We start from the raw sequence: 21,812 nt of genomic DNA, 5'->3' as shown, positions 1-21,812 counted from the left end.
CAACGAGATGGGGGGGAGGGGGGGGGGGGCGCGGGCGCGTGGCGTCGTTCGTACGGGTAGGGGTGTTGCTTTTTTCCGCCCCCCCCCCCCCCCCCCCCCCAGCCCCGGACAACGCGATATCCGCGAGGATCCCGCCGGTTGGATCAGCGGTCGGCGTCGGTGTACTTGATGATGCCGCGAATGTTCTTGCCGTCCAGCATGTCCTTGTAGCCCTGGTTGATGTCCTCGAGCGCGTAGCTGCGGGTGACCATATCGTCCAGGTTCAGCTGGCCCGACTTGTACAGCGAGAGCAGCTTCGGAACATCCTGGCGGGCGTTGCCGCCACCGAAGATGCAGCCCTTGACCGTTTTCTGCAGCATGCAGAGCAGGAAGTTGTTCATCTTCACGTCGAAGGCGTCCATCCGGCCCATGGAGGTGACCACCAGGGTACCGGCCTTCGCGGTGAGGATCAGGCCCTCTTCGATGTAGGAGCCTTCCATCTCACCCATGGTGAGGATGACCTTGTCCGCCATCCGGCCCTCGGTGACCTCCATCAGCGGGGCAATGGCCTCGGTCATGCTCGCGTAGGCGTGGGTTGCGCCGAATTTGATGGCCTGCTCCCGTTTCCACGGGTTCGGGTCGATGGCGACGACCTTCCGCGCCCCGGAGAGCACCGCGCCCTGCAACGCACTCATCCCGACACCGCCGACACCGACGATGGCCGCGGTCTCCCCCGGCATGACGTTGGCGACATGGGTGGAGGACCCGAAACCGGTGGGCACACCACAGCCGACGAGGCAGGCCACCTCGAACGGGATCTCGGGGTCGATCTTGACCACCGAGGTGTGATGCACCGTCATGTACGGGGAAAACGTCCCGAGCAGGCACATCGGGATGACGTCCTTGCCGCGGGCCTGGATGCGGTAGCTACCGTCGCTGACCGACTGCCCGGACAGCAGGCCCATACCGAGGTCGCACAGGGCCATATTCCCGGATACGCAGGCCGGACAGCGGCCACAGGCCGGGATGAACGACAGCACCACGTGATCGCCGACGGCGAGATCGGGCGGGGTGTTGGGGCCCAGTTTGGTGATGACGCCCGCGCCCTCGTGGCCGCCCATCGCCGGGAACGACGGCATCGGGGTGGCCCCGGTGACCATATGGTGGTCCGAATGGCACATACCGGCGGTTTCCATCCGGATCTGCACCTCGCCGCCGCGGGGGTCGCCGAGTTCGATTTCCTCGACGGACCACGGCTCGTCGATCCCCCAGAGGATCGCGCCCTTCGTCTTCATTCGTGTCCGACCTCTCGCATGCGCGGGCTTTCATGTGACAGCCTCCACACTACGATACGAACTGGAACACGTTCTAGTGGGTTGGCAAAGAATTTCCGCGGACAACTGGTCGGCCGACCACATCACCCTCGCCGACGCCTCACACGCGGCGAAGAATACACCCGAATCGTCCGCTTCCACCGTCGATACCGCGACAGCCGATGCCCGCGCACCGCCGCGGCCGGAAACACGACGGCGACCCCCGGACAGAACCGGGAGCCGCCTTCTGCACTGAAGAGTGAAACTTGTTCCTACTCCATGAGGCCGCGAGCCTGCGCGAACAACTCCAGGGTGTTCGCGTGCAGGAAATCGCCGACCTTCTTGGGTGCCTTACCGGCGAAGGCGCGCGCGTAGGTACCTTCCAGCACGATGCCGAGCTTGAAGCAGGCCAGCACGGTGTACCAGGTAACCGCGCTCAGGTCGCGATCGGAGAATTTCCCGTAGTGCGCGATCATCTCCGCACTCGACGGCAGGCCGCCGACCTCCCCCAGCTTGCCGATGAGCGCGGCGCCGGAGGTGCCCGGTTCCGGCCGGGTGGCGATCTGCCAGCCGAGATCCAGCAGCGGATCACCGATGGTCGACATCTCCCAGTCCACCAGCGCAGCCACCTCGGGGCGTTCGTAAGAGAACATGATGTTGGCGAGATGGCAGTCGCCGTGCAGGATGCCGGGCGTCCAGGTGGCGGGACGGTTGCGTTCGAGCCAATCGGCCACCTCGTTCAGGCCCGGGATCTGCGGGCCCGGGTAGCCCTCGTTGGCCGAATACGAGTCGAGTTCGTGCATCCACCGGCCGACCTGGCGTTCCAGGAAACCCTCCGGTTTGCCGTAGTCGGACAATCCGAGCGCCTGGTAGTCGAGCACGCCCAGGCGGGCGATGGCCTCCACGGCGGACAGTCCCATGGCATGCCGGGCGGCGGGGTCGGCGGCGAATTCGGCCGGTAGTTCGGTCTGCGGGTTGTATCCCTCGATCGGTTCCATCAGGTAGAACACCGCACCCAGGACCGATTCGTCCAGTTCGGCCGCGATCACCCGCGGCGCTCGCACATCGGTACCGGACAGCGCGCCCAGCAGCCGCGCCTCCCGCCGGATGACTTCGTTGCTCTTGGGACGAAGATGGGCCGGCCCGCGGCGCAGCACATAGTCGCGGCCGCCGCGGGTGAACCGCAGCATGATGTTCTGGGTGCCCCCGCCGAGGGCCTTCACCTCCTGGAACTCTCCACCGTTGAGCCCGCGCTCATCCATCCAGTTCCCGACCACGGTGAAGTCGACGTGTTCACGATCCACGCCTACCGGCTGCGCAACAGACATGCCTGACATTGTGCCCCACCTCGCCCGCACAACTGCAGGCAACCGACAACAGTTTGGGGCACCCCACCCGGCGTAGATTCGGACCACCATGTCCGATTCCGTCACCATCCAGCACCGGGTGCTCGAACGCGCCGTCGACACCGAGGCAGCGTTCCTCCGCCTCTACGGCACCTCGGCCACCGCTTTCTGGCTGGACAGCGAACATGTGGAACCGGGACTGGACCGTTTCTCGTTCCTCGGCGACGCCGCCGGACCCATGGCCGAAGTGGTGCGGTACCGGGTCGGCAGCGGGTACGTCAACGTCACGGAATCCGGGGGCCGGGTCAGGCGCGAAGCGGGCACCGTTCTGGACTACCTGGCCGCGGCGCTGCACACCCGGTCCCTGCCGATGCCCGCCCAGCTGCCGTTCGATTTCGCCGGGGGCTACGTCGGCTACCTGGGCTACGAGGTCAAGGCCGATTGCGGCGGCACGGCCGGACACCGCGCCACCACGCCCGATGCCCAGTGGATCTTCGCGGATCGGCTGGTGGTGGTCGATCATCTCGCCGGCCGGACTCATCTGGTGGCGCTCACGGGCCCGGGGCAAGCGGCGCGGCATGCTTCCGAGAACTGGCTGGGCAGTACGGCCGCGACGCTGGAGCAGTTGCCCACCTGGACGAATCCCGAGCCCCTCGACACCGGTCCCGATCCCGTCCGCTCCGCGGCCGGCCCCGATCCCGCAGTCGAAGCGGTGCTCGTCCGCGGCCACGGGCAGTACCTGCGCGATATCGCGGCCTGCCAGGCCGCGCTGCGGGCCGGGGAATCGTACGAGATCACCCTCACCGACCAGCTCACCCTGCCCGCCACGGCCGGCGGCCTCGACACCTATCGGATCCTGCGCCGCGCCAATCCCGCACCGTATTCCGCCTACCTGCGATTCGACGATCTGGAAATCGCCTGCTCCTCACCCGAACGTTTCCTGAAGGTCGACCGCACCCGCACGGTCGAGACGAAACCGATCAAGGGCACCGCCCGCCGCGACCCCGACCCGGCCGTGGACGAAAGGCTGCGTCACGCCCTCACCGAGGATCCGAAAACCCGCGCGGAGAACGTGATGATCGTCGATCTGCTGCGCAATGATCTGGGCCGGGTCTGCGAGATCGGCAGTGTCCGAGTGCGCGATCTGCTGGTCACCGAAACCTATTCGACTCTGCATCAACTGGTTTCGACCGTGCGCGGGACACTGCGCGCCGATACCGATGTCATCGCCTGCCTGCGCGCGTGCTTTCCCGGAGGTTCGATGACCGGCGCGCCGAAGATCCGCACCATGGAGATCATCGATGATCTGGAAACCCGTGCGCGGGGGGTCTATTCGGGCACCATCGGGTTCCTGGGCCTGGGCGGTACCGCCGATCTGAATATCGTGATCCGCACCGCCGTCCGCCACGGCGGCCGGTGGCAGATCGGTGCGGGCGGAGCGATCGTGCTGGATTCGGTGGCCGCCGACGAATACGACGAAATGCTGCTCAAAGCCCGGGCGGTGTACCGGACCGTATCCGCCGTCGAAGCCGGACAGTGCCGGCCGTCGTGCGATATCCCGGCGGGTATCCGATCAATCCCGTGCGGCCGGGACTCCGGAGAACCCCGGCCCGATCACGCGAACAGCGCAACAATGGAGCGATGGCACAGCTCTGGGTGAAAACGCATGGTGGGGACTGGCTTCGAGCCGACCAGATCATCGAAATCGGTATCGAAACGGTGCGCGCACCGAACGACGGTCCAGGTGCGACGGAAGTCATCGCCCGGCTCGCGGTGGCCACCGGCAGCGGGAACTGGGATGACGACCGGGGCACCAGCACCGTCGGACCGAGCGCGCGGGTGCTGGGCCGCTATCCGGACGGTGAGGCCGCGCAGCGGGTCGCGGATCGGCTGGTCCTGACCCTGCTCAGCGCCGAACGCAACGCCCAGATCACCTTCGAGGACGACGATGTGCTGGTCCGGCCGGTGCACGACCGCACCACATTCGACACTCCCTACAACGGCCGGGCCCTCGACCGGCACTGACGACCGGCCGCCGCTCAGGATTTCCGCCGCGGCCGCTTCCGGGGTGGTTCGGGTTCGGGCTCGGGTTCGGCGGGCGCACCGAGACGGGCCATCCGGCCGATACGACCGACTCCCGGTAACCGGGACAGTGCGCCGAACAAATCCTCGCCCAGCGCGATCAACGCCTCCAGCCGGGGCAGCAACCGGTCGTAGGCCGCGAAGGCGGGGTCGGCGAGCGCCAGCGTGCGGTCGAGCCGGTCGACCGTGGCATTGAGGCGGTCTATGGCGCTGGACAGGTTGTCGAGCAGATCGGGTAACTGCGCGGCCAGTTGCGCCGAGGCCGGCGGTAACCGCACCGCCGTATCGAACGCCTGACCGGCGGTGAGCTGCGCGGCCTCCAAGGCCTGCCCGGCCGCGGACTGCGCCGCATCGACCGCCGACTGCGCGGCGGCCAGCACATCGGCGGGTGAGGGCACCCGGCGCGTTCCCGGCCGGTTCGCCGCCTTCCCGCTCCCCGGCTGTCCCGGATCGGCCATGGGACAACTCTGCCGCATCCACCCCGGACAACGCCATGACCTGCGCGCCTGCGGGCGTGTCGGCGCCGCATGGCATAGTGCGACGACGATGGAACTCAGCAAGGGCGCCAATACGCCGATACCGACATCTCTTCTGGCCGTGGTGATTTCCTGGCGGTCCGAACATGTGGTGGATGCGCACGCCTTGCTGCTGGACAGCGACGGCACCGTTCGCGACGACAAGGACCTGGTCTTCTACAACGCGCCCCGGCATATGTCCCAGGCGGTCACACTCGACCAGGATCCCGCGCCCGGGACCGCCCGGCTCAGCGTATCGCTACCGCGTACCGAGGCCGATGTGGATCGCATCGTGGTGTCGGGGTCGCTGGAGGACGCCGAGTTCACCCGCATCGAGGATCTGCGGGTCACGGTGTATGCGGTGGACGGGCCGGTCGCCGAATTCGCCGTCACCGATTCGGAAGCGGTGACGGCCATGATGTTCGGGGAGTTCTACCGCCGCGACGGCGGCTGGCGGTTCCGCGCGGTAGGCCAGGGCTGGGCCACGGGAATGGAAGGCCTGGTGACCGAATTCGGTATCCAGGTCGACGACCCCGCCGTACCGGATACGAGCAGTGCACCGCCCGCGTCCCGGCGCGGCCGGCCGGCCGGGCCCGCACCGGCAGGCCGGGCCACAGGCCGCGCACCCGGTGGTGAGCCTGCGCACGACCCGACCGGGGATTCGGGCACTGCCGTACTGACCAGAGCACACAGTTCCCCGGACGACACACCGCGCCGCCACGGCGACCGCATAACGTCCGGCCGGCACGGCGCGACCACGGAGTCCGCGCGCGAAGCGCCGAGTACCCAGCATCCGGCGCCCGGCGCCGACAGACAGGGAAATCGATCGGCCGCGGCCCAGGATCACCCGGTGCCGGCCGCGGCCCGCTCGGCCCGTAACGATGCGCCACCGCCTCGGAGTGACCGCCTGCCACGGGCCGGCGCACCGAGCGACGGACCCGACGCTGCGGAGACCCGTCCGGCTCTCCGCAGCGTGGGATCCGGGCACGAATCCCCGCGCCGCGCCACGCCGGCCACCGGAGACGCCCGGCGGGATCGGCCGACCCCCGCGGCCCGGGTCGACGGGTCGGTCGCGGAGGGCTGGGAAGCCGCCGGAATACACAGCGCCGGGGCCGGGTCCCGCGCGGTTGCCGAGGCTCATCCGGGCAATGCGCATTACCGGCTCGACGAGCGGCCGGGTGCCGCTACCGCGGCTACCGCGCCGTGGGACCGTTTCGATACCGCGCAGTCCGCCCGCCGATCACCGGGGACCGTCACCCTGCGCCGGCTCACCGTACGGGAACCCACGCCCGTCGAGCCGCCGCCCGGTTCGGGTCGCGCCGACTGGTACCGCGACCCCACCGAGCCGACGGTATTGCGCTGGTGGGACGGCGAGCAGTGGACCGCCGACACCCGGCCGACGGCCCGGCCGCATCCGCACGACTGTGCACGCTGCGGCGCCCGGCGCCGCCGCCGGGTCTTCGGCGGGCACCACCCGTGTGCCGCGTGCGCGGCGGAGACCGAGGAGTTCCTGACCCACTGGCATACCCGGGCCACCCGGGTACTCGCGGCGTCGGGTCCGCGCGGTGCCGAATGGGAGGCACTGTGGGCGTCGCTGCGCTATCAGCGGATCGACGAATCCGCTGCCCGGGCCGCACTGGAACCGGCGGCACTGCAGTACGTGGAACGGCGGGTCGCGTTCGCTTTTGCCGACGGCCAGATCTCGGCCGAGGAATACGACGATGTCGAGCACGCCATCACCGAACTGTCGCTGGCGGGCCGGTTGATCGACGATCTGCGGGCCCGGATGGGGCGCGGACGGGCGCTGTCCCAGCTGCGTGAGGGTGATCTGCCCACCGTCCGCACCCCGGACCTGCATCTGGACGCCGAGGAACTGGTCTACCTCGATATCGGCGCCACCCATATCCGCGAGCTGGCCCGCGGCCCGAAGCACACCGACGGCCGGTTGATCGTGAGCACCAAGAAGTTACGGTTCGTCGGGCCGGGAACCGGTGTGGAGATCCCGTGGTCGCGGATCGTTTCGGTGGCGGCCGAACTCGATACGGTCGTCGTCGCGGCCACCTCGGCCCGCGGCGGGGCGAGTTTCGCGGTGGCCGACCCGGAGTATCTCGCCGCCGCACTGGAGGGCGCGCTGCGCATCGCCAAACGGCTCGTGCTGGCACCGGGACAGCGTGATTCGCGCAGTATCCCGCAGGAGGTCAAGGCCGAGGTGTGGCAGCGCGACGGCGGGAAGTGCGTGGAATGCGGGGAAGGCCACTACCTCGAATTCGACCACATCATCCCGCTCAGCCGCGGCGGTGCCACCAGCGCCTCGAATCTCCAGATCCTGTGCCGCGGCTGCAATCGCGAGAAGGGTGCAAATATCTGACCGTCCCATCCCACTCCTCCGGCCCCCGCCGCCCACCGGGTCCGCGATAGTCTCGGGCAATGCTGCAACCCGGGGCGAGATTCGCCGGCTACCGGATCGTGCGCCGGATCGGCGCCGGCGGGATGGGCATCGTCTATCTCGCCGAACATCCCCGGCTGCCCCGGCAGGATGTGCTGAAACTGCTACCGGGCGATCATCTGGCCGACACCGGGTTTCGTGGCCGGTTCGATCGGGAGGCCGAGCTCGCGGCCCGGTTGCGGCATCCGAATATCGTCACCGTGCACGATCGCGGTGTCACCGGTGGACAGCCTTGGATCGCCATGGAATACGTGCCGGGCACGGATGCCGCCGCGCTGGCCGGTTCGCCGCAGCTCGGGCCGCGCCGGGCGGCGCATATCATCGACGACGCCGCCCGCGGACTGGACCACGCCCACCGCAACGGGATGCTGCACCGGGATGTGAAACCGGCGAATATCCTGGTCACCGCGGACCCGGACCGCGAATTCGGCGAACGCGCCCTGCTCACCGATTTCGGGATCGCCCGCCTCGCCCGCGACGGTACGGACCTGACCCGTACCGGCGATGTGATCGCGACCGTCTCGTATGCCGCACCCGAACAGTTCACCGCCGGCCCGGTCGATCACCGCGCCGATGTGTATGCCCTGGGCTGCACGCTTTTCGTCCTGCTCACCGGCGCGAAACCGTTTCCCGTGAGCAGTACCGCCGCGGTCGTCAACGCCCATCTGCACACGCCTCCCCCCGCGGCCTCCCGGCGCGCTCCCGGGCTGCCGCAGGCTATCGACGCGGTGCTGTACCGGGCGCTGGCGAAGAACCCCGCGGACCGCTACGACTCGTGTCGCGCCTTCAGCGAAGAGGCGTTGCGCGCACTCGAATCACCGCAGCCGGCCCTGACATCCGGTGCGGGCGGTACGGAACCGATGGCCACGGCAACCCCGGACGCCTCGCCGACGGAGACCAAGGTCTCTGCTCCCGGTCCGCGGCCTCCGCGCCACGACTCTTCCACACAGCAGTCCGGTCACCCCCGCTCGTCCCCGGCCACTGCGCCAACCGGACAACCCGGCTCGTCCCCACCCCGCGGCCCGATTACGCCGATCGGCACGCACTCCCGGTCGGACTCATCACCAAACGACGGCCCTGCGCTCGGTGGACCGCCCACCCCCGCCGACCCGCGCTCGCGCCCGGGCTCACCGCACTCGGCCGCCCCACCGGCCCACCCGGAGGCGCACTCAGGGCATTCCGGTGGCCCCGCCTCGCGATCCCGCCGCAGCTCACCGATCTCCGGCCTTCCGACACCCACACGGTCGCTCACATCGACCGAGCCGGTTCCCTCCGCAGGCCCGGCCACAGACACCGCGCGGCGGCGCGTACGAAAGCGCCCCATCGTGGCCGGCGCCCTCGCCGTCCTACTCGCCGCAGCATTGGCAACCACCGCGGTGTTCGCCACCGATAACGCCGGATCGGAGGCGCCGGGCACCGCTGATCCGACCGCGCCGGGCAACACCGGTACTCCCGGGTCGTCCGCACCGGGCGCCTCCACCCCGGTTTCCGCCACGGCCACCGCACCCGCCGGAGGCAGCTACACCGAGGCGTGGGCCCAAGTTCAGGGCGAGAACGGCAAAGTCAGCTGGAATGTCCGGATACCGCAGGTGAGCGGTGGCACTTCGGCCGTTGCGGATCGGTTCAACAATTCGGTGCGCGCCGCGCTGCAGGATCAGATCGTCTACGCCCCCGCATCGGCCGAGCTGACCAGCGGACCGCCCAACCGAATACATATCGGGCGCCGGGTACTGAGTGCGCTGCTGACGACGGTCCGCAAGAGCGATCCCCCGTCCGGCAAATCGAAGAAACTGCTCGCCACCATCACCATCAACGCCGACAACGCCGAGCCGATCACGCTGCGTGACCTCTTCCCGGACCTGGATGCCGGACTGGCCCGGTTGTCCCGCGAGGCGGCACGGCTACTGCCCGGGACGGCGGCGGGTCCGGATTTCGACCGCCGGGAGATCGAGCCGCGGACCAAGAACTTCCATCACTGGATCGCCACCGATAAAGGTATGGCCATCCATTTCGAGGAAGACAGTGTGGCCCCAGCCGGGAAGGGGCTCATCAGTATCACCGTCCCGTGGCGTGCCCTCGCCGATGTGCTCGATCCGGCCCTGGCCGAGGTGGTGCGCGGCTGAGCACGGGATCGGCGGTGGTGTCAGGGCATCAGCGGGGGTGGGAACCACTCGCCGTCCAATACCTGCCGATCCGGTTCGTAGAGTCGCATGACCAGGGAGAACTGGCCGCGCTCCGGGATCGGCAGCCAATTCGATCGCGGCACTCCCGGGCCGGGATCGGCGGCCTGGACGGTGAACTCGAGTGAACCGTCCGGCGCGAACACCGGCGGGACCGGATGACCCACCGTATGCAGATCCGCCTCGTTCGGTACCAGGTATCCCTCGCGCCCGTATGCGGTGAGCGACCAGAACGCGGCCACCGGCGGCGCCTGGCCGGGTTCGAACCGCAGCGTGAACTCGATCGGGGTGCCGTCGTCGTCGGCCTGGTCGAACATCGCGGGATACACCACCACCGCAGCGAGGTTCGCACCGACTCCCCGGCGCGCTGTCGCGGCTCGCAGCAGGTAGTTGGTGCCGTAGCGCCCGACGTTCAGGTCCAGCACCCAGCCGTTGCGGAGGATGCTGCCGGGGTCCACGTAAGCGGTGATCTTGCGTTTGGCAGCGTCGACCCCGGCGGACAGTTCCCCCGTGCTCACGCCTTCGGGTGAACCACCGGGCCGGATCCCGATGGTGGCGAAACGCGCCATCGCGGTTTCGTCGTCGGCGGCGGGCGGGTTCTCCTCCATGAGTTCACACATGCGCTCGAAGAAATCGCGGACCGGCATCTCGTCGAGGATGTCGAGCCCGGCCGATTCCGACCAGTCCTGGTTCTCCGGTATCGAATCGGCTTCGGCGGCCGCGGGTGTTGTCCAGGCACTCAGCGGGGCGAGCCGCAGGCGGGACTGGATATCGCGCACCGCCGCAACATCGTCCGGGCCGCGCACCTCGATCCGCCCGTACAGCCAGGCGTCCGCGGTGGGCACCGGTAGCTGGACCGCACCCGGCGGCAGTGTTCCTGTCCAGCCGGGTCCGGTGACGGCGTAGACGAACGGTGCGGAGGCGCCGGGTTCGGCGTGGGGTTGCACGCTGGTGGGGGTGAAGGCGGTGTTGGACCAGGCGTCGAGGATCTGCATCACCCAGTAGCGGTCCTCGATCTGCGGTACTTCGAACAGCACCGGCTCCTCGCGCAGGTCCAGCCAGGCCACCGAGTACAGGTTGTCCAGATCGATCCGGACCACGGTGCGCTGGCTCGATGCGGGAAGTGAGGAGGTGTGCTGGAACCGGTTGACCGACGTGTATTCCAGGGCCCGGCGGCGGATCGTATCGATCAGCATCAGCGGGTATCCGAAAACATAGGCGTCGGTGGCTACTTCGCGCCGCTCGGCGGGCGTACCCGACGGCTCGACCGCGGTGTCGTCGTTCTCGCCGCCGCAGGCTGCCAGTCCGGTGACTGCGATCAGCCCCAGCAGCGAACGCCTGGACAACCGGAACCGGTCGGACGCCGGCCCGCGCCGCGAGTTACCGGGTACCGCTGCCGGGCTGTCGCCCATGGGCATTCTCCCTGCTCATCGCTGTCGGATGGACTGCTGTGCAGGATACGCCCAGGAATAGCCGAACGGTTGCCGCCACGGTCGGCGCGGCCGGTTCTCAGATGGTGAGCACCGTATTCATGATCGTGCCGGCGCTGGTGGCGACCACCCCGCCGATCATGGCTCCGGCCACCATCTTCGGCGATTGCAGCGCCCCGCCGGACCATTTCTCCCAGGCGAATTTACCGCCGGCGAAGACGATACTCACCGTGCCGGACAGGATGGCCAGCCACGTCGCATACTGCACGAACTGCATGATCTTGTCGGCCAGCGGTGGGGCCTCCGGAGTGGGATCGCTGACCTGCGCGTATACCGATACCGCGTCGACAATCGACGCCGCGATGATGCTCACCGTCTGCTCCCTCGCCTAGAGTTCGGGGCATTGCGGCCCCGCCTCCATCATCCAGACGATGCCGGGCCCGGCGCAACTTCTTGCCGCTCAGCCTCTTTCGCGCTATAACCGCTGGTACCCCCGAATCCCTACCGGGAACCGGGATTACTGCGATCGCCCCCGGCGAGCGGTTACGATGCGTATGCGTTCCCGCCCACCCCGAACACAGAGTGAGCTGCGAGATGATACTGGCCGCCGTCACCGATACGCTGCTGGCGCAAATCGGCAACCCCACCCCCGAAGCACCCCCGCTGGCCGACAAGATCACGCAAATGGTCCAGTACCTGACCTGGTTCGTCTTGCTCGCCGGCATCACCGCGATCATCTACGCGGGCGGCAAGTTCGCCTGGGAGAAGTGGTCGGGCGGTTCGATGGAATCACCGAAGATGGTGGCCGGTGCCATGATCGGCGGGGTGGTCGCCACCAGCGCCGGCACCATCATGAACGCCGTCATCGGCTGAGCCGCGACACTTCGCGGTATCCCCGCGGCACCATCCGGGCCGGGGTCAGTCACCGCCGTGCGGGCAACACAGCGAATCAGCTATCGAAAGTGTGTTCGAATTCGGGTACGGTAGCCCGCATGCCCGAACTCGCCCCCATCCCGTTCGCCCGGCTCAACCTCGAACAGGTACGGGAACGACTCCTCGCCGCGGCCGCCTTCGGCGAGTCCCTTTCGCCCGATCAGCTCGAGGCCTTGGCCGGCAAGCTCAGCACCGGCCTCAGCATCTACATCGAGGCCACCCAGAACAGCTCGCCGCGACCACCCCGCCCGGTGCCCACCGGGCGGGCCTGCCTGGACTTCCGGGGGCATCGACGCTGAACCCCGGCCCGCGGCGGACGCGGACCGGGGTTCGACGGGGTAGCCCGCGGCGCTAGTCGCGAGTGGCCTGTTCGTCGTCGGCCGTTTCGATCGGCGTTGTGACCAGCTCGAATTCGCCTTCGTGCTTGACCACACCCTGCGCGACCGCACCCTCAACGAGTTCCACACCCAGGTTCGCCCGCAGGATGATCGGATCGGTGCGCACATCGCGATACAGCGAGATACACATCATCACCATCACGACCATGAACGGCAGGGCGACCACGGTGGTCAATGCCTGCAACCCGTCCAGTGCGCCCCCTAGATCGTCCGAATCGGCGATCACCAGCATGATCGCGGCCACCGCGCCGGTGGCCGTACCCCAGAAGATGACTGTCAGCCGTGAGGGTTCGATACTGCCGCGTTCGGACAGTGTGCCCATCACGATCGACGCCGCATCCGCACCGGAGACGAAGAAGATACCCACCAGGATCATCACCAGCACCGTGGTGATCGCGGTGATCGGGTACTCGTCGAGCAGATGGAAGAGGGCGAAATCGGGGTTCACACTGCCGTCTGCCTCGTCCAGGTTGCCGGTATCGGTCTGCTGCCGGATCGCGGCGCCGCCGAACACGGCGAACCACACCAGGCTCACCAGGCTGGGCACCAGCAGCACACCGGCCACGAACTGGCGGATGGTGCGGCCGCGGCTGATCCGCGCGATGAACATCCCGACGAAGGGGGTCCAGGAGACCCACCACGCCCAGTAGAAGATGGTCCAGCTCGACAGCCACGCCTCCATCTCCTCACCGCCGGCGATACCGGTCCGCGAGGCCATGGTCGGCAGATCGGCGATGTAGTCGCCGATGGCGGTGGGCAGGAAGTTCAGCATGAACAGGGTGGGCCCGGCGATGAAGACGAACACCGCCAGCACCAACGCCAGCACCATGTTGATATTCGACAGCCACTGGATTCCGCGGGCGATACCGGAGACCGCGGACAGGATGAAGGCGACGGTGAGACCGGTGATCACCAGCACCAGGCCCAGCTTGGAGATGGCGTCGACATAGCCGTTGAATTCGAGTCCCGCGCCGATCTGCAGGGCGCCGAGCCCGAGCGAGGCGGCGGAACCGAACAGCGTCGCGAAAATCGCCATCATGTCGATGGCCTTACCCCCGAGGCCGTCCGAGTACCGGCCCAGCAGCGGCCGGAACACTGCCGAAATCAGCTGCGAGCGACCTCGGCGGAAGGTGGCGTAGGCGATGGCGAGCCCGGCGACCGCATAGATCGCCCACGGGTGCAGAGTCCAATGGAACAGGGTGGTCGCCAGCGCGACCTCGCTCGCCTCCGGGCTGCCCGGCTCGGCGGTACCCGGCGGCGGGGAGGTGAAATGGGTCAGCGGTTCGGCGACACCCCAGAACATGAGGCCGATTCCCATACCGGCGCTGAACATCATCGCGATCCAGGAGACCGTCCGGAATTCGGGTGTTTCGTCGTCGGCGCCGAGCGGGATCTTGCCGTAGCGGCTGAGGGCGAGCCAGATCACGTAGACGACGAACGAGGTGGCGACGAGAACGAAGAGCCACCCCGTGTTGGCGATCACCCAGGACTGCGCGTTGGAGGCCACCCGCGCGAGGCTTTCCTGGTCGATGATCCCCCACAGTACGAACGCCACCGCGCCGACGGACGTGATGCCGAAAATGAGCCAGTCCACCCCGCGCCCCCTCCGCAAAGGGGGTCTTCCCTCCGGGGAGCCCGGCAGGCCGCCCTCGGGCGTCGCGGGGTCCTTACCGGTGTCGATCACCATGGACTAGTCCTTTCAGATCGCACTGTGCGCTCCGCATTGCGGCCGCACGCGCGACGGGGACCAGCCGATTTTCGGTCCCCGCCGGCGCCCGCGACCGCGCCGCCGAACGGATGTACCGGGAAAAACCGTACCGCCCCGGTGCACGGACGACGCACCGAACACGTCTTCGGACCGATTCGTGCCGTCTACCGGGGCGCACCCGGCAGACGGCGAGCGGACCCATCGCGCGCCGTACGGACAAGTGTCCGAATGAGTTTCCGTTCCGATGTTCGGTTCCGTGTACGGCGAACCACCGGTCCTGCGAGACTCTGCACACAGCTTCGGATACGCATGAGGGCAGAGGAGGCCGGCCAGGATGGCGGATCCCGGGAAACTGGTCATCGGCGCGAGCGGGTTCCTCGGGTCGGAGGTGACCCGTCAACTGGCCTCGACCGGCGCCCCGGTCCGCGTGCTGGTCCGGCCCACCAGCGACCTCCGGCCGATCGCCGGTCTCCCCCTCGATATCCACTACGGCGATCTGTTCGACGACGATGCCCTCCGGACCGCCATGCGCGGCTGCGATGTGGTCTACCACTGCGCGGTGGACACCCGGGCGTGGTTACGCGATCCCGCACCGCTGTTCCGCACCAATATCGCCGGCCTGCGCCATGTTCTCGACGCAGCCCGCGGCGCCGGCCTGCGCCGTTTCGTGTTCACCAGTTCGGCCGCCACCATCGGCCGCCGCCCGGGCGCGATCGTCGACGAGACCGTGCCGTTCAACTGGGCCCACCTGGGCGGACCTTACGTTCGGTCCCGGGTCGAGGCCGAGGATCTGGTGTTGCGCTACGCGGCCGAGCGCGGCCTGCCGGCGGTCGCGATGTGCGTGGCCAACACCTACGGGCCGGGCGATTGGCAGCCCACTCCGCACGGCTCCTTCGTGGCCGCCGCCGCGCTCGGCAAACTACCGTTCCGGTTCGCCGGGACCGGTTCGGAGTCGGTGGGCATCGCCGATGCCGCCCGCGCCCTGCTGCTCGCGAGCGAACACGGAAGGACCGGCGAACGCTATATCGTCTCCGACCGCTTCCTCAGCAGCGCGGAACTGCTCACCACCGCCGCGCATGCGGTGGGCCGCCGGCCGCCGCGCCTGGCGATTCCGCGGCCGGCCCTGTATGCGGCCGCGGGGATCGCCGGTACGGCGGCGCGGATGCGTGGTCGCGACAGCCGTCTCACGGTGACCTCGGTGAATCTGATGCATGTGATGTCGCGGATGGACCACGGCAAGGCCGGACGCGATCTCGGCTGGGAACCGGAGCCGGTGCTGGATGCCGTTGCCGACGCCGCCCGGTTCTTCGTGGAGCGGCGAGCCCGCCGGCGCGCCACAACGGCCGGGTGACCGCTCCGCAAGGCCGGTGGACAGGTATGCGTTTGCATGATGCAACGAGTGTGTAGGATACAAACCAACCCCGGCGGCGTGGTATGACGATCGGCGGGGCGCCCGCCGGGCCACCACGGCATGAGCACACGAGCAGGACACCGCCATGGACAAGCCGACCGACCTGATCGAATTCGAAACCATGCTGCTGGGGCGGCACAGCCTCAACGCGCATCTGCGCCGCCCCGACCATCTGGAACGCAGCGCCTACCTGGTACTGAGCCGGCTGTGGATCGAGGGCGCGATGTCCATCGGCGAACTGAGCGAGGCATTCGGCCTCGACACCTCCACCGTGCACCGGCAGACGACGGCCATCATGAAGGCCGGCCTGGCCGAGCGCATTCCCGACCCGGCCGGCGGGGTGGCCCGCAAGTTCCGGATCACCGCCGAAGGTGAACGCCGCCTCCGGGCCGACCGCGACTACAACGTCAATGCCCTGGACCGAGTGTTACGCGGCTGGAGCGAAGAGGAACTGCACACCTTCGCCGCCTACCTCGAGCGGTTCAACACAGACCTCGAAGCGCAGGAATCCCGGCCCTGGCCCCGCCCCTCGTATACCGAGCACCGCGGATAGCCGCGTCAGAACTGCGTCATATCGACCTGCCGCCGCACATTGGATACCGCGGTGACCACCGCCGTGCCCAGCGGCCCGCTCCGGTCGTAGAGGCTCACCGTGCCCACCGATATTCCGGCGGCGGCCACATGATCCTGCGCCAGCACCCCGATCCCCGGTCCGATGGGTAGCCGGGCCAGCGTCAGGGTCACATCGGAGTTGATGTAGCCGATCCCCGCGCTGCCCCAGTTGCTCATGAAACTCGCCGCGTCCCCGGCCATCGCGACCCGCTGGAACGGGGTCACCGGGTCCCCGGCGACCACGGGCAGCATGTTCTGCCAGATCGCCTTGCGGTCGGCGTTCTGGTTGGCGCCGAAATTGCGCGTCCACTCCTGGTCGCGGCTCTTCAACAGCGGATGCGCGCCCGCCTCGGATTCGTCCGGGACGTCGGGCACCGGTAGCTCGCGGCCGGGTTGCCACAGCTCACCGGCCGGGACCTCACCGGTCCGCAGGTACACCACGGTGGCGCGGGAGCGCACCTCGTCGCGCTGGATCAGTTCGGCGTCGGCCACGCAGATACGTTTGCCCTCCCGGACCACCGTGCTGCGCACCGTCGTGGGCTCATCGGATACCGCACTGAACAGGTCGACGGTGAGCCGGGCCGGGACGAACTCCGCGCCCGGCGCCCGCGTTTCCAGCTCCCGGGCGAGCAGCCCGCAGATGGCCGGCCCGCTGACCTGGGTCGGGCTCCAGCTGGATATGGCTACCCGGGTGGGCAGATAGTGCTCACCCTCTCCGGTGAAGAATGCCAACACGGTATCGACTCCTCTCGTGGGCAACCCACACCAGAATTACAACACGTTCTAGTTTCCCCCTTCCGAGAGGTGTCCGGCAGCGTCGTGTCGCCTCCGTGGTCGCGCCTGCCCCGGTTTCGGTGACGACGCGAATTCCGGCCGGCGGCTCAGGCGCCGGCCGGTACCGGGGCCTCGAGCTGCGCCAGCACACCGTCGGTGCTCAGCACCATGCCGCAGCGCCGCGCGGTGTATTTCAACGCGATCGCATGCTCGTCCCGGCTGAAATCCGCGACCCCGTCGTGCACCATGAACGCGCGGATATCGTTCATGAACGCCTCCGCGGCACTGAGCATGCAGCCCATATGCGCGTACACACCGGTGACGATGAGCTGATCGCGATTGCGGTAGCCCAGCAACTGACGCAGATCGGTGCGCTGGAACGCCGAATAACGCCATTTGGTGACCTGGATATCGGTCTCATCGGGTTTCAGCTCCGCGATGACCTCGGTATCGGGACCGTCCGACATCCCGGTGCCCCAGAAATCCGCGAGCAAGCCGCGCCGGTCGGGATGCTGATCGCCGGGCTGCATACTGTAGATCACCGGAATGCCCAGTTCATGGCATTTATCGCGTAATCGGGAAATATTGTCGATCATCGTCCGGGCCGGATCGCGATCGAGCTGATATGCGGTGAGGAAATAGTTCTGCATATCGTGGATCAGCAGGGCGCATCTGTCGGGTTCGATCCCCCAGGACACCTGGTTGGCGATCTCCTCGTCCAACGGCGGCATCGCATAGGGCGCGATCGGCTGCATGGGCATGACCAGAACTCCTCATCATTTCTTGTGGCCCGCAGCCTTCCGGTGGACTGCGGACCCGGGCGCAGTAGCAGTAAGTCGTTTTCGGTCAGGACACGGTCGCGGCCTTCCCGCCGACCCCCAGCGGTCCGAGGACCCGCTGGAGTTTTCCGGTGGTCTCGGCCAGTTCGTCCTCGGGATCGGATTCGGCGACGATCCCGCCACCCGCGTAGGCCAGCAGGGTCCGGTTGTCCGCGGCCAGTTCCGCGCAGCGGATGCTCACCATCCATTCGCCGTTGCCGTCGGCATCGCACCAGCCCACCGCGCCCGCGTAGAAACCGCGTTCACCCTCGAGCTCGGCGATCAACCGGGCCGCCGCGGCGGTCGGTGTACCGCAGATCGCGGGGGTGGGATGCAGGGCGTCGGCCAGCTCCAGCGCGGTCGGCCCGGTGGCCGGCACCGTCGCGCCGATCGTGGTGCCTAGATGCCACATGGCCGGGGTCTCGGCGAGTTCGGGGGCGGCGGGGGTTCGCACATCGGTGCAGCGGTCGCGCAGGATACCGGCCACATGGTCGACCACATAGCCGTGCTCATGACGGTCCTTGGCGGAACCGAGCAGGGAGTCGGCCGCGATCCGATCGGCCACCGGATCCTCCGGTATCCGGCGCGCGGAACCCGCCAGCGGATGACTGGTGACCTCCGGCCCCAGCCGCCGCACCAGGATCTCCGGGCTGGAGCCCACCAGGTGCCGGCCGGTGTAGACGCCGCCCGCAGCGGACAGGTCGACCAGGTAGCCGTTACCGGCGGGGTCGGTGGAGACCAGCAGGTCGAGCAGGTCGACTGCCCGCACGGCGCGATCGGCGCGGGCGCGAAGCTTTCTGGCCAGCACCACTTTCCGCAGCGCATGCGCGGGGTCGGCCAGCAGCCGCACGGCGGCACCCACCCGGCGGACGTGTTCCTCGGGTTCGGGCAGGTTGTCGGTGATCGCGATATCGGGAGCGGTCACCGCTCGCGCCGCCCGCGGCCCGTCGGTCACCGCAATCGTTTCCGGCGCCCACAATGCGGCCGGGGCACCGGGTGTGAACGGCAGCGCGCCGACGATATGGGTCACCCGCCGGGCCCGCAACTGGGCAGCGGCCTCGGCGGCGCTGTGGAAGACGCGACCCCCGGCCGACGCGGTGACAGTACGTTGCGGCCGGGACAGGACAAAGGCAGGATCCGCGGAAAAAGCGGGGTTCTCGGCGTTGATGATGATCATCCTCTCGTGTCACATATCCAGCGTTGCGCCGCCGTCGACCCGCAGGTCGTGCATGGTGATATGGCGCGCGGCGTCGGAAACCAGGAACTGGACGGCGGCGGCGATATCGGCCGGTTCGGCGATCCGCCGCAGCGGGATTCCCAGCCGGTAGTTCTCCGGATCGCCGTCGAGCAGGCTGGTGCGCGCGGCATCGCCGAGTCCGTGTTCACCGGAATCGGCATACATTCCGCGGAGCAGAGGAGTATCGGTGGAACCCGGCGACACCAGGTTCACCCGTACTCCGTGCGGTGCGACCTGCAGCGCCAGCGACCGGGTGAACGCCGTGGTAGCGGCCTTGGCGGCGCCGTAGGCAGCCAGGCCGACCCGGGGTGTCGTCGCGGAATTCGAGGAGACCACTACGATGGAACCGCGCCGTACCGCGACCATTTCGCGGGCGGCGCGCTGTGCCACGTACACGGCGGCGTTGGTGTTCACCGCGAGGCAGCGCTGCCAATCGCCGGCGCCGGTATCCAGGGCGGAGCCGCCGATCATCGCGCCGGCGGTGTGCACGACGGTGCGCGGTGCGCCGTTCTCGGCGACCACGCGATCGAATGCGGCGGTGACCGCCGCGTCATCGGTGAGATCGATTTCGATGCCCCGCGCGGCAATTCCCTCGTACTGCCGCGTGAGCCGTTCGGCCACCTCGTGTACCCGGGGATCGGTATCCCACAGTTCGATGAGCGGAGTAGCGCCTGCGAGTGCGGCGGCGACGGCCGCCCCGATCCCCCCGGCGGCTCCGGTGACGATGACCCCTTCGCCCCATTGCTTCGTGACCATTAGGTTAGCCTAACCTGAAGTTACACCGTAAGGCTAGCATTCCGGTGTGACATCGAACAAGATCGCCGATCGGAAAGAGGTGCGCCATGCCATCGTCCGTCCTGCCCGGTTTCACACCCTGGCCACCGGAACTCGCGACGCGGTATCGCGATGAAAAGTGCTGGACCGGTGAGACGTTCGCGCAACTGCTGAGCACCCGCGCCGCACAGACCCCCGAGGCGATCGCCGTCGTCGACGCGACCCACCGCTGGAGCTACGCCGAACTGGACCGCCGCGCCCGGTCGCTGGCCACCGGCCTGATGCGGCTCGGCATCGGCCACCACGACCGCGTCCTCGTCCAGCTGCCCAACCGGGCGGAGTTCGTGGAAGTCGTCTTCGCACTGTTCGAAATCGGCGCGCTGCCGGTGTTCTGCCTGCCCGCGCACCGCGAATCCGAACTGGTGCCCATCGGCAACGCGAGCAATGCGGTCGCGATGATCACCTGCGCCACCCACCAGCGGTTCGACCATGCGGCGCTGGCCGATACCGTCCGGCGCCGGGTCGACACCCTGCGCCACGTCCTGCTGGTCACCGACGATCCGGACACCGAGTTCGCCGAGGGCGCCACCGATCTCGCCGGTTACCGCGACGAACCGGGCGAGATGCCCGAGCTCGACGCCGGTGACGTCGCGTTCCTGCAGCTCTCCGGCGGTAGCACCGGAATCCCCAAACTCATCCCCCGCACCCACGACGACTACCTCTACAGCGTGCGACGCAGCGCCGAAATCACCGAACTGGGCCCGGACTCGGTCTATCTCGCCACCCTGCCCGTGGCGCACAACTTCCCGATGAGCTCGCCGGGAATCCTCGGCGCCCTGTATGCGGGCGGAACGGTCGCGATGACACCGGACCCCACACCCTCGACCGCGTTCGCGGCGATCGAACGCTTCGGGGTGACAATCACCGGGCTCGTTCCGCCACTGGCGCGGCTGTGGGTCGAGCGGGCCGAGAAGGGCGGCGACCTGCCGGATCTGTCCAGCCTGCAAGTGGTTCAGGTGGGCGGCGCCCGCTGCCCCGACGAATTGGCCCGCAGGGTCGGACCCGCACTGGGCGTGACCCTGCAGCAGGTGTTCGGGATGGCCGAGGGCCTGGTGTGTTACACCCGGCTCGACGATCCGATCGATGCCGTCGTCGCCACCCAGGGCCGGCCCATGTCGGAGCTGGACCGGATCAAGATCGTCGACGACGCGGGTGCCGAAGTCGCGCCGGGCGCCGACGGAAACCTGAAGACCCGAGGGCCTTACACGATTCGCGGCTACTACGACAATCCCGAGGCCAACGCCCGCAGTTTCGACGCCGAGGGCTGGTACAGCACCGGCGATATCGTCGCGCTGCGCCCCGACGGCAACCTCGTCGTGAAGGGCAGGGCGGGCGACTGGGTCAACCGCGGCGGCGAAAAGGTCTCGGCCGAGGAACTCGAAGCCCATCTGCTCGAACACCCCGGCATCCGCGATGCGGTGATCGTCGGCACCCCGGATCCGGTGCTCGGGCAACGAATCTGCGCCTTCGTCCAACCCGCCGATCCGGCCACTCCCCCGACGCTGACCACGGTCCGCAGTTTCGTCCGCGAACGCGGTATCGCCGCGTGGAAGATGCCCGATGCCGTGGTGACCATCGAGGAATTCCCGGAGACCGGGGTCGGGAAGACCAGCCGCCGCGATCTGCGCCGGCTGCTGGCGGAGGGACACCGCGCACAGTGACCCCCGGTGCCGGGGAAAAGGGAACCCACCGGGGGTGGTGTGTGCCGGCTGCGGAGGCAAACCGCCCACCCAGAAAACCACCAAGGGGCTCCTATCCGTCACCCCTGGCCTGCTAGCTTCCTACCCCCCCCCCCC

19 protein-coding genes are annotated in these 21,812 nt (G+C 68.4%); 9 read left to right on the top strand and 10 right to left on the bottom strand.

All coding sequences use genetic code 11. The features are described from left to right. Positions 1-143 precede the first annotated feature (143 nt). Together ACFWPH_RS32335 and ACFWPH_RS32330 are read right to left on the bottom strand one after the other, a co-directional pair. The gene (locus ACFWPH_RS32335) at positions 144-1,274 is read right to left on the bottom strand and encodes an NDMA-dependent alcohol dehydrogenase (protein ID WP_062976225.1); all 1,131 of its coding nucleotides are present in this window, start codon (positions 1,272-1,274) and stop codon (positions 144-146) included. 290 nt (positions 1,275-1,564) lie between these two features. Then, positions 1,565-2,629 carry a phosphotransferase family protein gene (locus tag ACFWPH_RS32330; protein WP_378756056.1) on the bottom strand — a complete coding sequence of 355 codons (1,065 nt, stop codon included), beginning with the start codon at positions 2,627-2,629 and terminating at the stop codon, positions 1,565-1,567. A gap of 79 nt (positions 2,630-2,708) precedes the next feature. Between ACFWPH_RS32330 and pabB the strand changes: the two genes are divergently transcribed. Further along, the gene (gene pabB, locus ACFWPH_RS32325) at positions 2,709-4,298 is read left to right on the top strand and encodes an aminodeoxychorismate synthase component I (protein ID WP_378756055.1); all 1,590 of its coding nucleotides are present in this window, start codon (positions 2,709-2,711) and stop codon (positions 4,296-4,298) included. Further along, positions 4,280-4,663 carry a hypothetical protein gene (locus ACFWPH_RS32320; protein WP_378756054.1) on the top strand — a complete coding sequence of 128 codons (384 nt, stop codon included), beginning with the start codon at positions 4,280-4,282 and terminating at the stop codon, positions 4,661-4,663. The genes pabB and ACFWPH_RS32320 overlap by 19 nt, the downstream gene beginning before the upstream one ends. Positions 4,664-4,677: 14 nt before the next feature. Here ACFWPH_RS32320 and ACFWPH_RS32315 read toward each other — a convergent pair whose 3' ends face one another. Next, a complete protein-coding gene (locus ACFWPH_RS32315; RefSeq protein WP_378756053.1) occupies positions 4,678-5,178 on the bottom strand; it encodes a hypothetical protein in 501 nt (166 codons plus the stop codon). An 88-nt stretch (positions 5,179-5,266) separates the two neighbouring features. Here ACFWPH_RS32315 and ACFWPH_RS32310 point away from each other — a divergent pair, with 88 nt between their 5' ends. Beyond that, positions 5,267-7,603, top strand: coding sequence for a TerD family protein (locus ACFWPH_RS32310; RefSeq protein WP_378756052.1), 2,337 nt, complete (start codon positions 5,267-5,269; stop codon positions 7,601-7,603). Positions 7,604-7,662: 59 nt separating this feature from the next. After that, positions 7,663-9,804, top strand: a complete 2,142-nt coding sequence (locus ACFWPH_RS32305) for a protein kinase (RefSeq protein ID WP_378756050.1) — start codon at positions 7,663-7,665, stop codon at positions 9,802-9,804. A 20-nt stretch (positions 9,805-9,824) separates the two neighbouring features. On the opposite strand, the gene ACFWPH_RS32300 is transcribed toward ACFWPH_RS32305, so the two are convergent. Beyond that, on the bottom strand, positions 9,825-11,273 hold the full coding sequence (locus ACFWPH_RS32300) for a DUF1254 domain-containing protein (protein WP_378756049.1): 1,449 nt from the start codon (positions 11,271-11,273) through the stop codon (positions 9,825-9,827). A 97-nt stretch (positions 11,274-11,370) separates the two neighbouring features. Next, positions 11,371-11,664: a hypothetical protein gene (locus ACFWPH_RS32295; RefSeq protein WP_378756048.1), complete on the bottom strand. Its 294-nt coding sequence runs from the start codon at positions 11,662-11,664 to the stop codon at positions 11,371-11,373. A 221-nt stretch (positions 11,665-11,885) separates the two neighbouring features. Here ACFWPH_RS32295 and ACFWPH_RS32290 point away from each other — a divergent pair, with 221 nt between their 5' ends. Both ACFWPH_RS32290 and ACFWPH_RS32285 read left to right on the top strand, forming a co-directional pair. Continuing rightward, positions 11,886-12,164, top strand: a complete 279-nt coding sequence (locus ACFWPH_RS32290; protein ID WP_033244913.1) for a hypothetical protein — start codon at positions 11,886-11,888, stop codon at positions 12,162-12,164. Positions 12,165-12,283: 119 nt separating this feature from the next. Beyond that, positions 12,284-12,523: a DUF6374 family protein gene (locus ACFWPH_RS32285; protein WP_378756046.1), complete on the top strand. Its 240-nt coding sequence runs from the start codon at positions 12,284-12,286 to the stop codon at positions 12,521-12,523. A gap of 52 nt (positions 12,524-12,575) precedes the next feature. Here ACFWPH_RS32285 and ACFWPH_RS32280 read toward each other — a convergent pair whose 3' ends face one another. After that, positions 12,576-14,309 (bottom strand): BCCT family transporter, encoded by a 1,734-nt coding sequence (locus ACFWPH_RS32280; protein WP_378756045.1) that lies wholly within the window; start codon positions 14,307-14,309, stop codon positions 12,576-12,578. A gap of 355 nt (positions 14,310-14,664) precedes the next feature. On the opposite strand from ACFWPH_RS32280, the gene ACFWPH_RS32275 reads away from it, so the two are divergent. Continuing rightward, a complete protein-coding gene (locus tag ACFWPH_RS32275) occupies positions 14,665-15,681 on the top strand; it encodes an NAD-dependent epimerase/dehydratase family protein (protein WP_378756044.1) in 1,017 nt (338 codons plus the stop codon). Positions 15,682-15,826: 145 nt separating this feature from the next. Beyond that, positions 15,827-16,294, top strand: a complete 468-nt coding sequence (locus ACFWPH_RS32270; protein WP_378756043.1) for a MarR family winged helix-turn-helix transcriptional regulator — start codon at positions 15,827-15,829, stop codon at positions 16,292-16,294. A 5-nt stretch (positions 16,295-16,299) separates the two neighbouring features. Here ACFWPH_RS32270 and ACFWPH_RS32265 read toward each other — a convergent pair whose 3' ends face one another. The 4 genes from ACFWPH_RS32265 to ACFWPH_RS32250 all read right to left on the bottom strand — a co-directional run bounded on the left by ACFWPH_RS32265 (position 16,300) and on the right by ACFWPH_RS32250 (position 19,938). Then, positions 16,300-17,088, bottom strand: coding sequence for an acyl-CoA thioesterase domain-containing protein (locus ACFWPH_RS32265; protein ID WP_378756042.1), 789 nt, complete (start codon positions 17,086-17,088; stop codon positions 16,300-16,302). Positions 17,089-17,234: 146 nt separating this feature from the next. Next, positions 17,235-17,888, bottom strand: a complete 654-nt coding sequence (locus ACFWPH_RS32260) for an isochorismatase family protein (RefSeq protein WP_280462404.1) — start codon at positions 17,886-17,888, stop codon at positions 17,235-17,237. A gap of 85 nt (positions 17,889-17,973) precedes the next feature. After that, on the bottom strand, positions 17,974-19,122 hold the full coding sequence (locus ACFWPH_RS32255; protein ID WP_378756040.1) for an isochorismate synthase MenF: 1,149 nt from the start codon (positions 19,120-19,122) through the stop codon (positions 17,974-17,976). A gap of 9 nt (positions 19,123-19,131) precedes the next feature. After that, positions 19,132-19,938 (bottom strand): SDR family oxidoreductase, encoded by an 807-nt coding sequence (locus ACFWPH_RS32250; protein WP_378756039.1) that lies wholly within the window; start codon positions 19,936-19,938, stop codon positions 19,132-19,134. A gap of 86 nt (positions 19,939-20,024) precedes the next feature. Between ACFWPH_RS32250 and ACFWPH_RS32245 the strand changes: the two genes are divergently transcribed. Next, positions 20,025-21,677, top strand: a complete 1,653-nt coding sequence (locus tag ACFWPH_RS32245; RefSeq protein ID WP_378756038.1) for a (2,3-dihydroxybenzoyl)adenylate synthase — start codon at positions 20,025-20,027, stop codon at positions 21,675-21,677. Positions 21,678-21,812 lie beyond the last annotated feature (135 nt).

The organism is Nocardia sp. NPDC058499 (assembly GCF_042719915.1).
Taxonomy (GTDB): domain Bacteria; phylum Actinomycetota; class Actinomycetes; order Mycobacteriales; family Mycobacteriaceae; genus Nocardia.
The sequence above is the reverse complement of the archived record's forward strand: the minus strand, read 5'-3'. Positions and strand labels throughout refer to the sequence as shown.

What these genes read in the sequence shown, in the direction of transcription:
- ACFWPH_RS32335 (WP_062976225.1), bottom strand. Translation starts at nt 1,274, where the DNA reads ATGAAGACGAAGGGCGCGATCCTCTGGGGGATCGACGAGCCGTGGTCC.
- ACFWPH_RS32330 (WP_378756056.1), bottom strand. Translation starts at nt 2,629, where the DNA reads ATGTCAGGCATGTCTGTTGCGCAGCCGGTAGGCGTGGATCGTGAACAC.
- pabB (WP_378756055.1), top strand. Translation starts at nt 2,709, where the DNA reads ATGTCCGATTCCGTCACCATCCAGCACCGGGTGCTCGAACGCGCCGTC.
- ACFWPH_RS32320 (WP_378756054.1), top strand. Translation starts at nt 4,280, where the DNA reads ATGGCACAGCTCTGGGTGAAAACGCATGGTGGGGACTGGCTTCGAGCC.
- ACFWPH_RS32315 (WP_378756053.1), bottom strand. Translation starts at nt 5,178, where the DNA reads ATGGCCGATCCGGGACAGCCGGGGAGCGGGAAGGCGGCGAACCGGCCG.
- ACFWPH_RS32310 (WP_378756052.1), top strand. Translation starts at nt 5,267, where the DNA reads ATGGAACTCAGCAAGGGCGCCAATACGCCGATACCGACATCTCTTCTG.
- ACFWPH_RS32305 (WP_378756050.1), top strand. Translation starts at nt 7,663, where the DNA reads ATGCTGCAACCCGGGGCGAGATTCGCCGGCTACCGGATCGTGCGCCGG.
- ACFWPH_RS32300 (WP_378756049.1), bottom strand. Translation starts at nt 11,273, where the DNA reads ATGGGCGACAGCCCGGCAGCGGTACCCGGTAACTCGCGGCGCGGGCCG.
- ACFWPH_RS32290 (WP_033244913.1), top strand. Translation starts at nt 11,886, where the DNA reads ATGATACTGGCCGCCGTCACCGATACGCTGCTGGCGCAAATCGGCAAC.
- ACFWPH_RS32285 (WP_378756046.1), top strand. Translation starts at nt 12,284, where the DNA reads ATGCCCGAACTCGCCCCCATCCCGTTCGCCCGGCTCAACCTCGAACAG.
- ACFWPH_RS32280 (WP_378756045.1), bottom strand. Translation starts at nt 14,309, where the DNA reads ATGGTGATCGACACCGGTAAGGACCCCGCGACGCCCGAGGGCGGCCTG.
- ACFWPH_RS32275 (WP_378756044.1), top strand. Translation starts at nt 14,665, where the DNA reads ATGGCGGATCCCGGGAAACTGGTCATCGGCGCGAGCGGGTTCCTCGGG.
- ACFWPH_RS32270 (WP_378756043.1), top strand. Translation starts at nt 15,827, where the DNA reads ATGGACAAGCCGACCGACCTGATCGAATTCGAAACCATGCTGCTGGGG.
- ACFWPH_RS32260 (WP_280462404.1), bottom strand. Translation starts at nt 17,888, where the DNA reads ATGCCCATGCAGCCGATCGCGCCCTATGCGATGCCGCCGTTGGACGAG.
- ACFWPH_RS32255 (WP_378756040.1), bottom strand. Translation starts at nt 19,122, where the DNA reads ATGATCATCATCAACGCCGAGAACCCCGCTTTTTCCGCGGATCCTGCC.
- ACFWPH_RS32250 (WP_378756039.1), bottom strand. Translation starts at nt 19,938, where the DNA reads ATGGTCACGAAGCAATGGGGCGAAGGGGTCATCGTCACCGGAGCCGCC.
- ACFWPH_RS32245 (WP_378756038.1), top strand. Translation starts at nt 20,025, where the DNA reads ATGCCATCGTCCGTCCTGCCCGGTTTCACACCCTGGCCACCGGAACTC.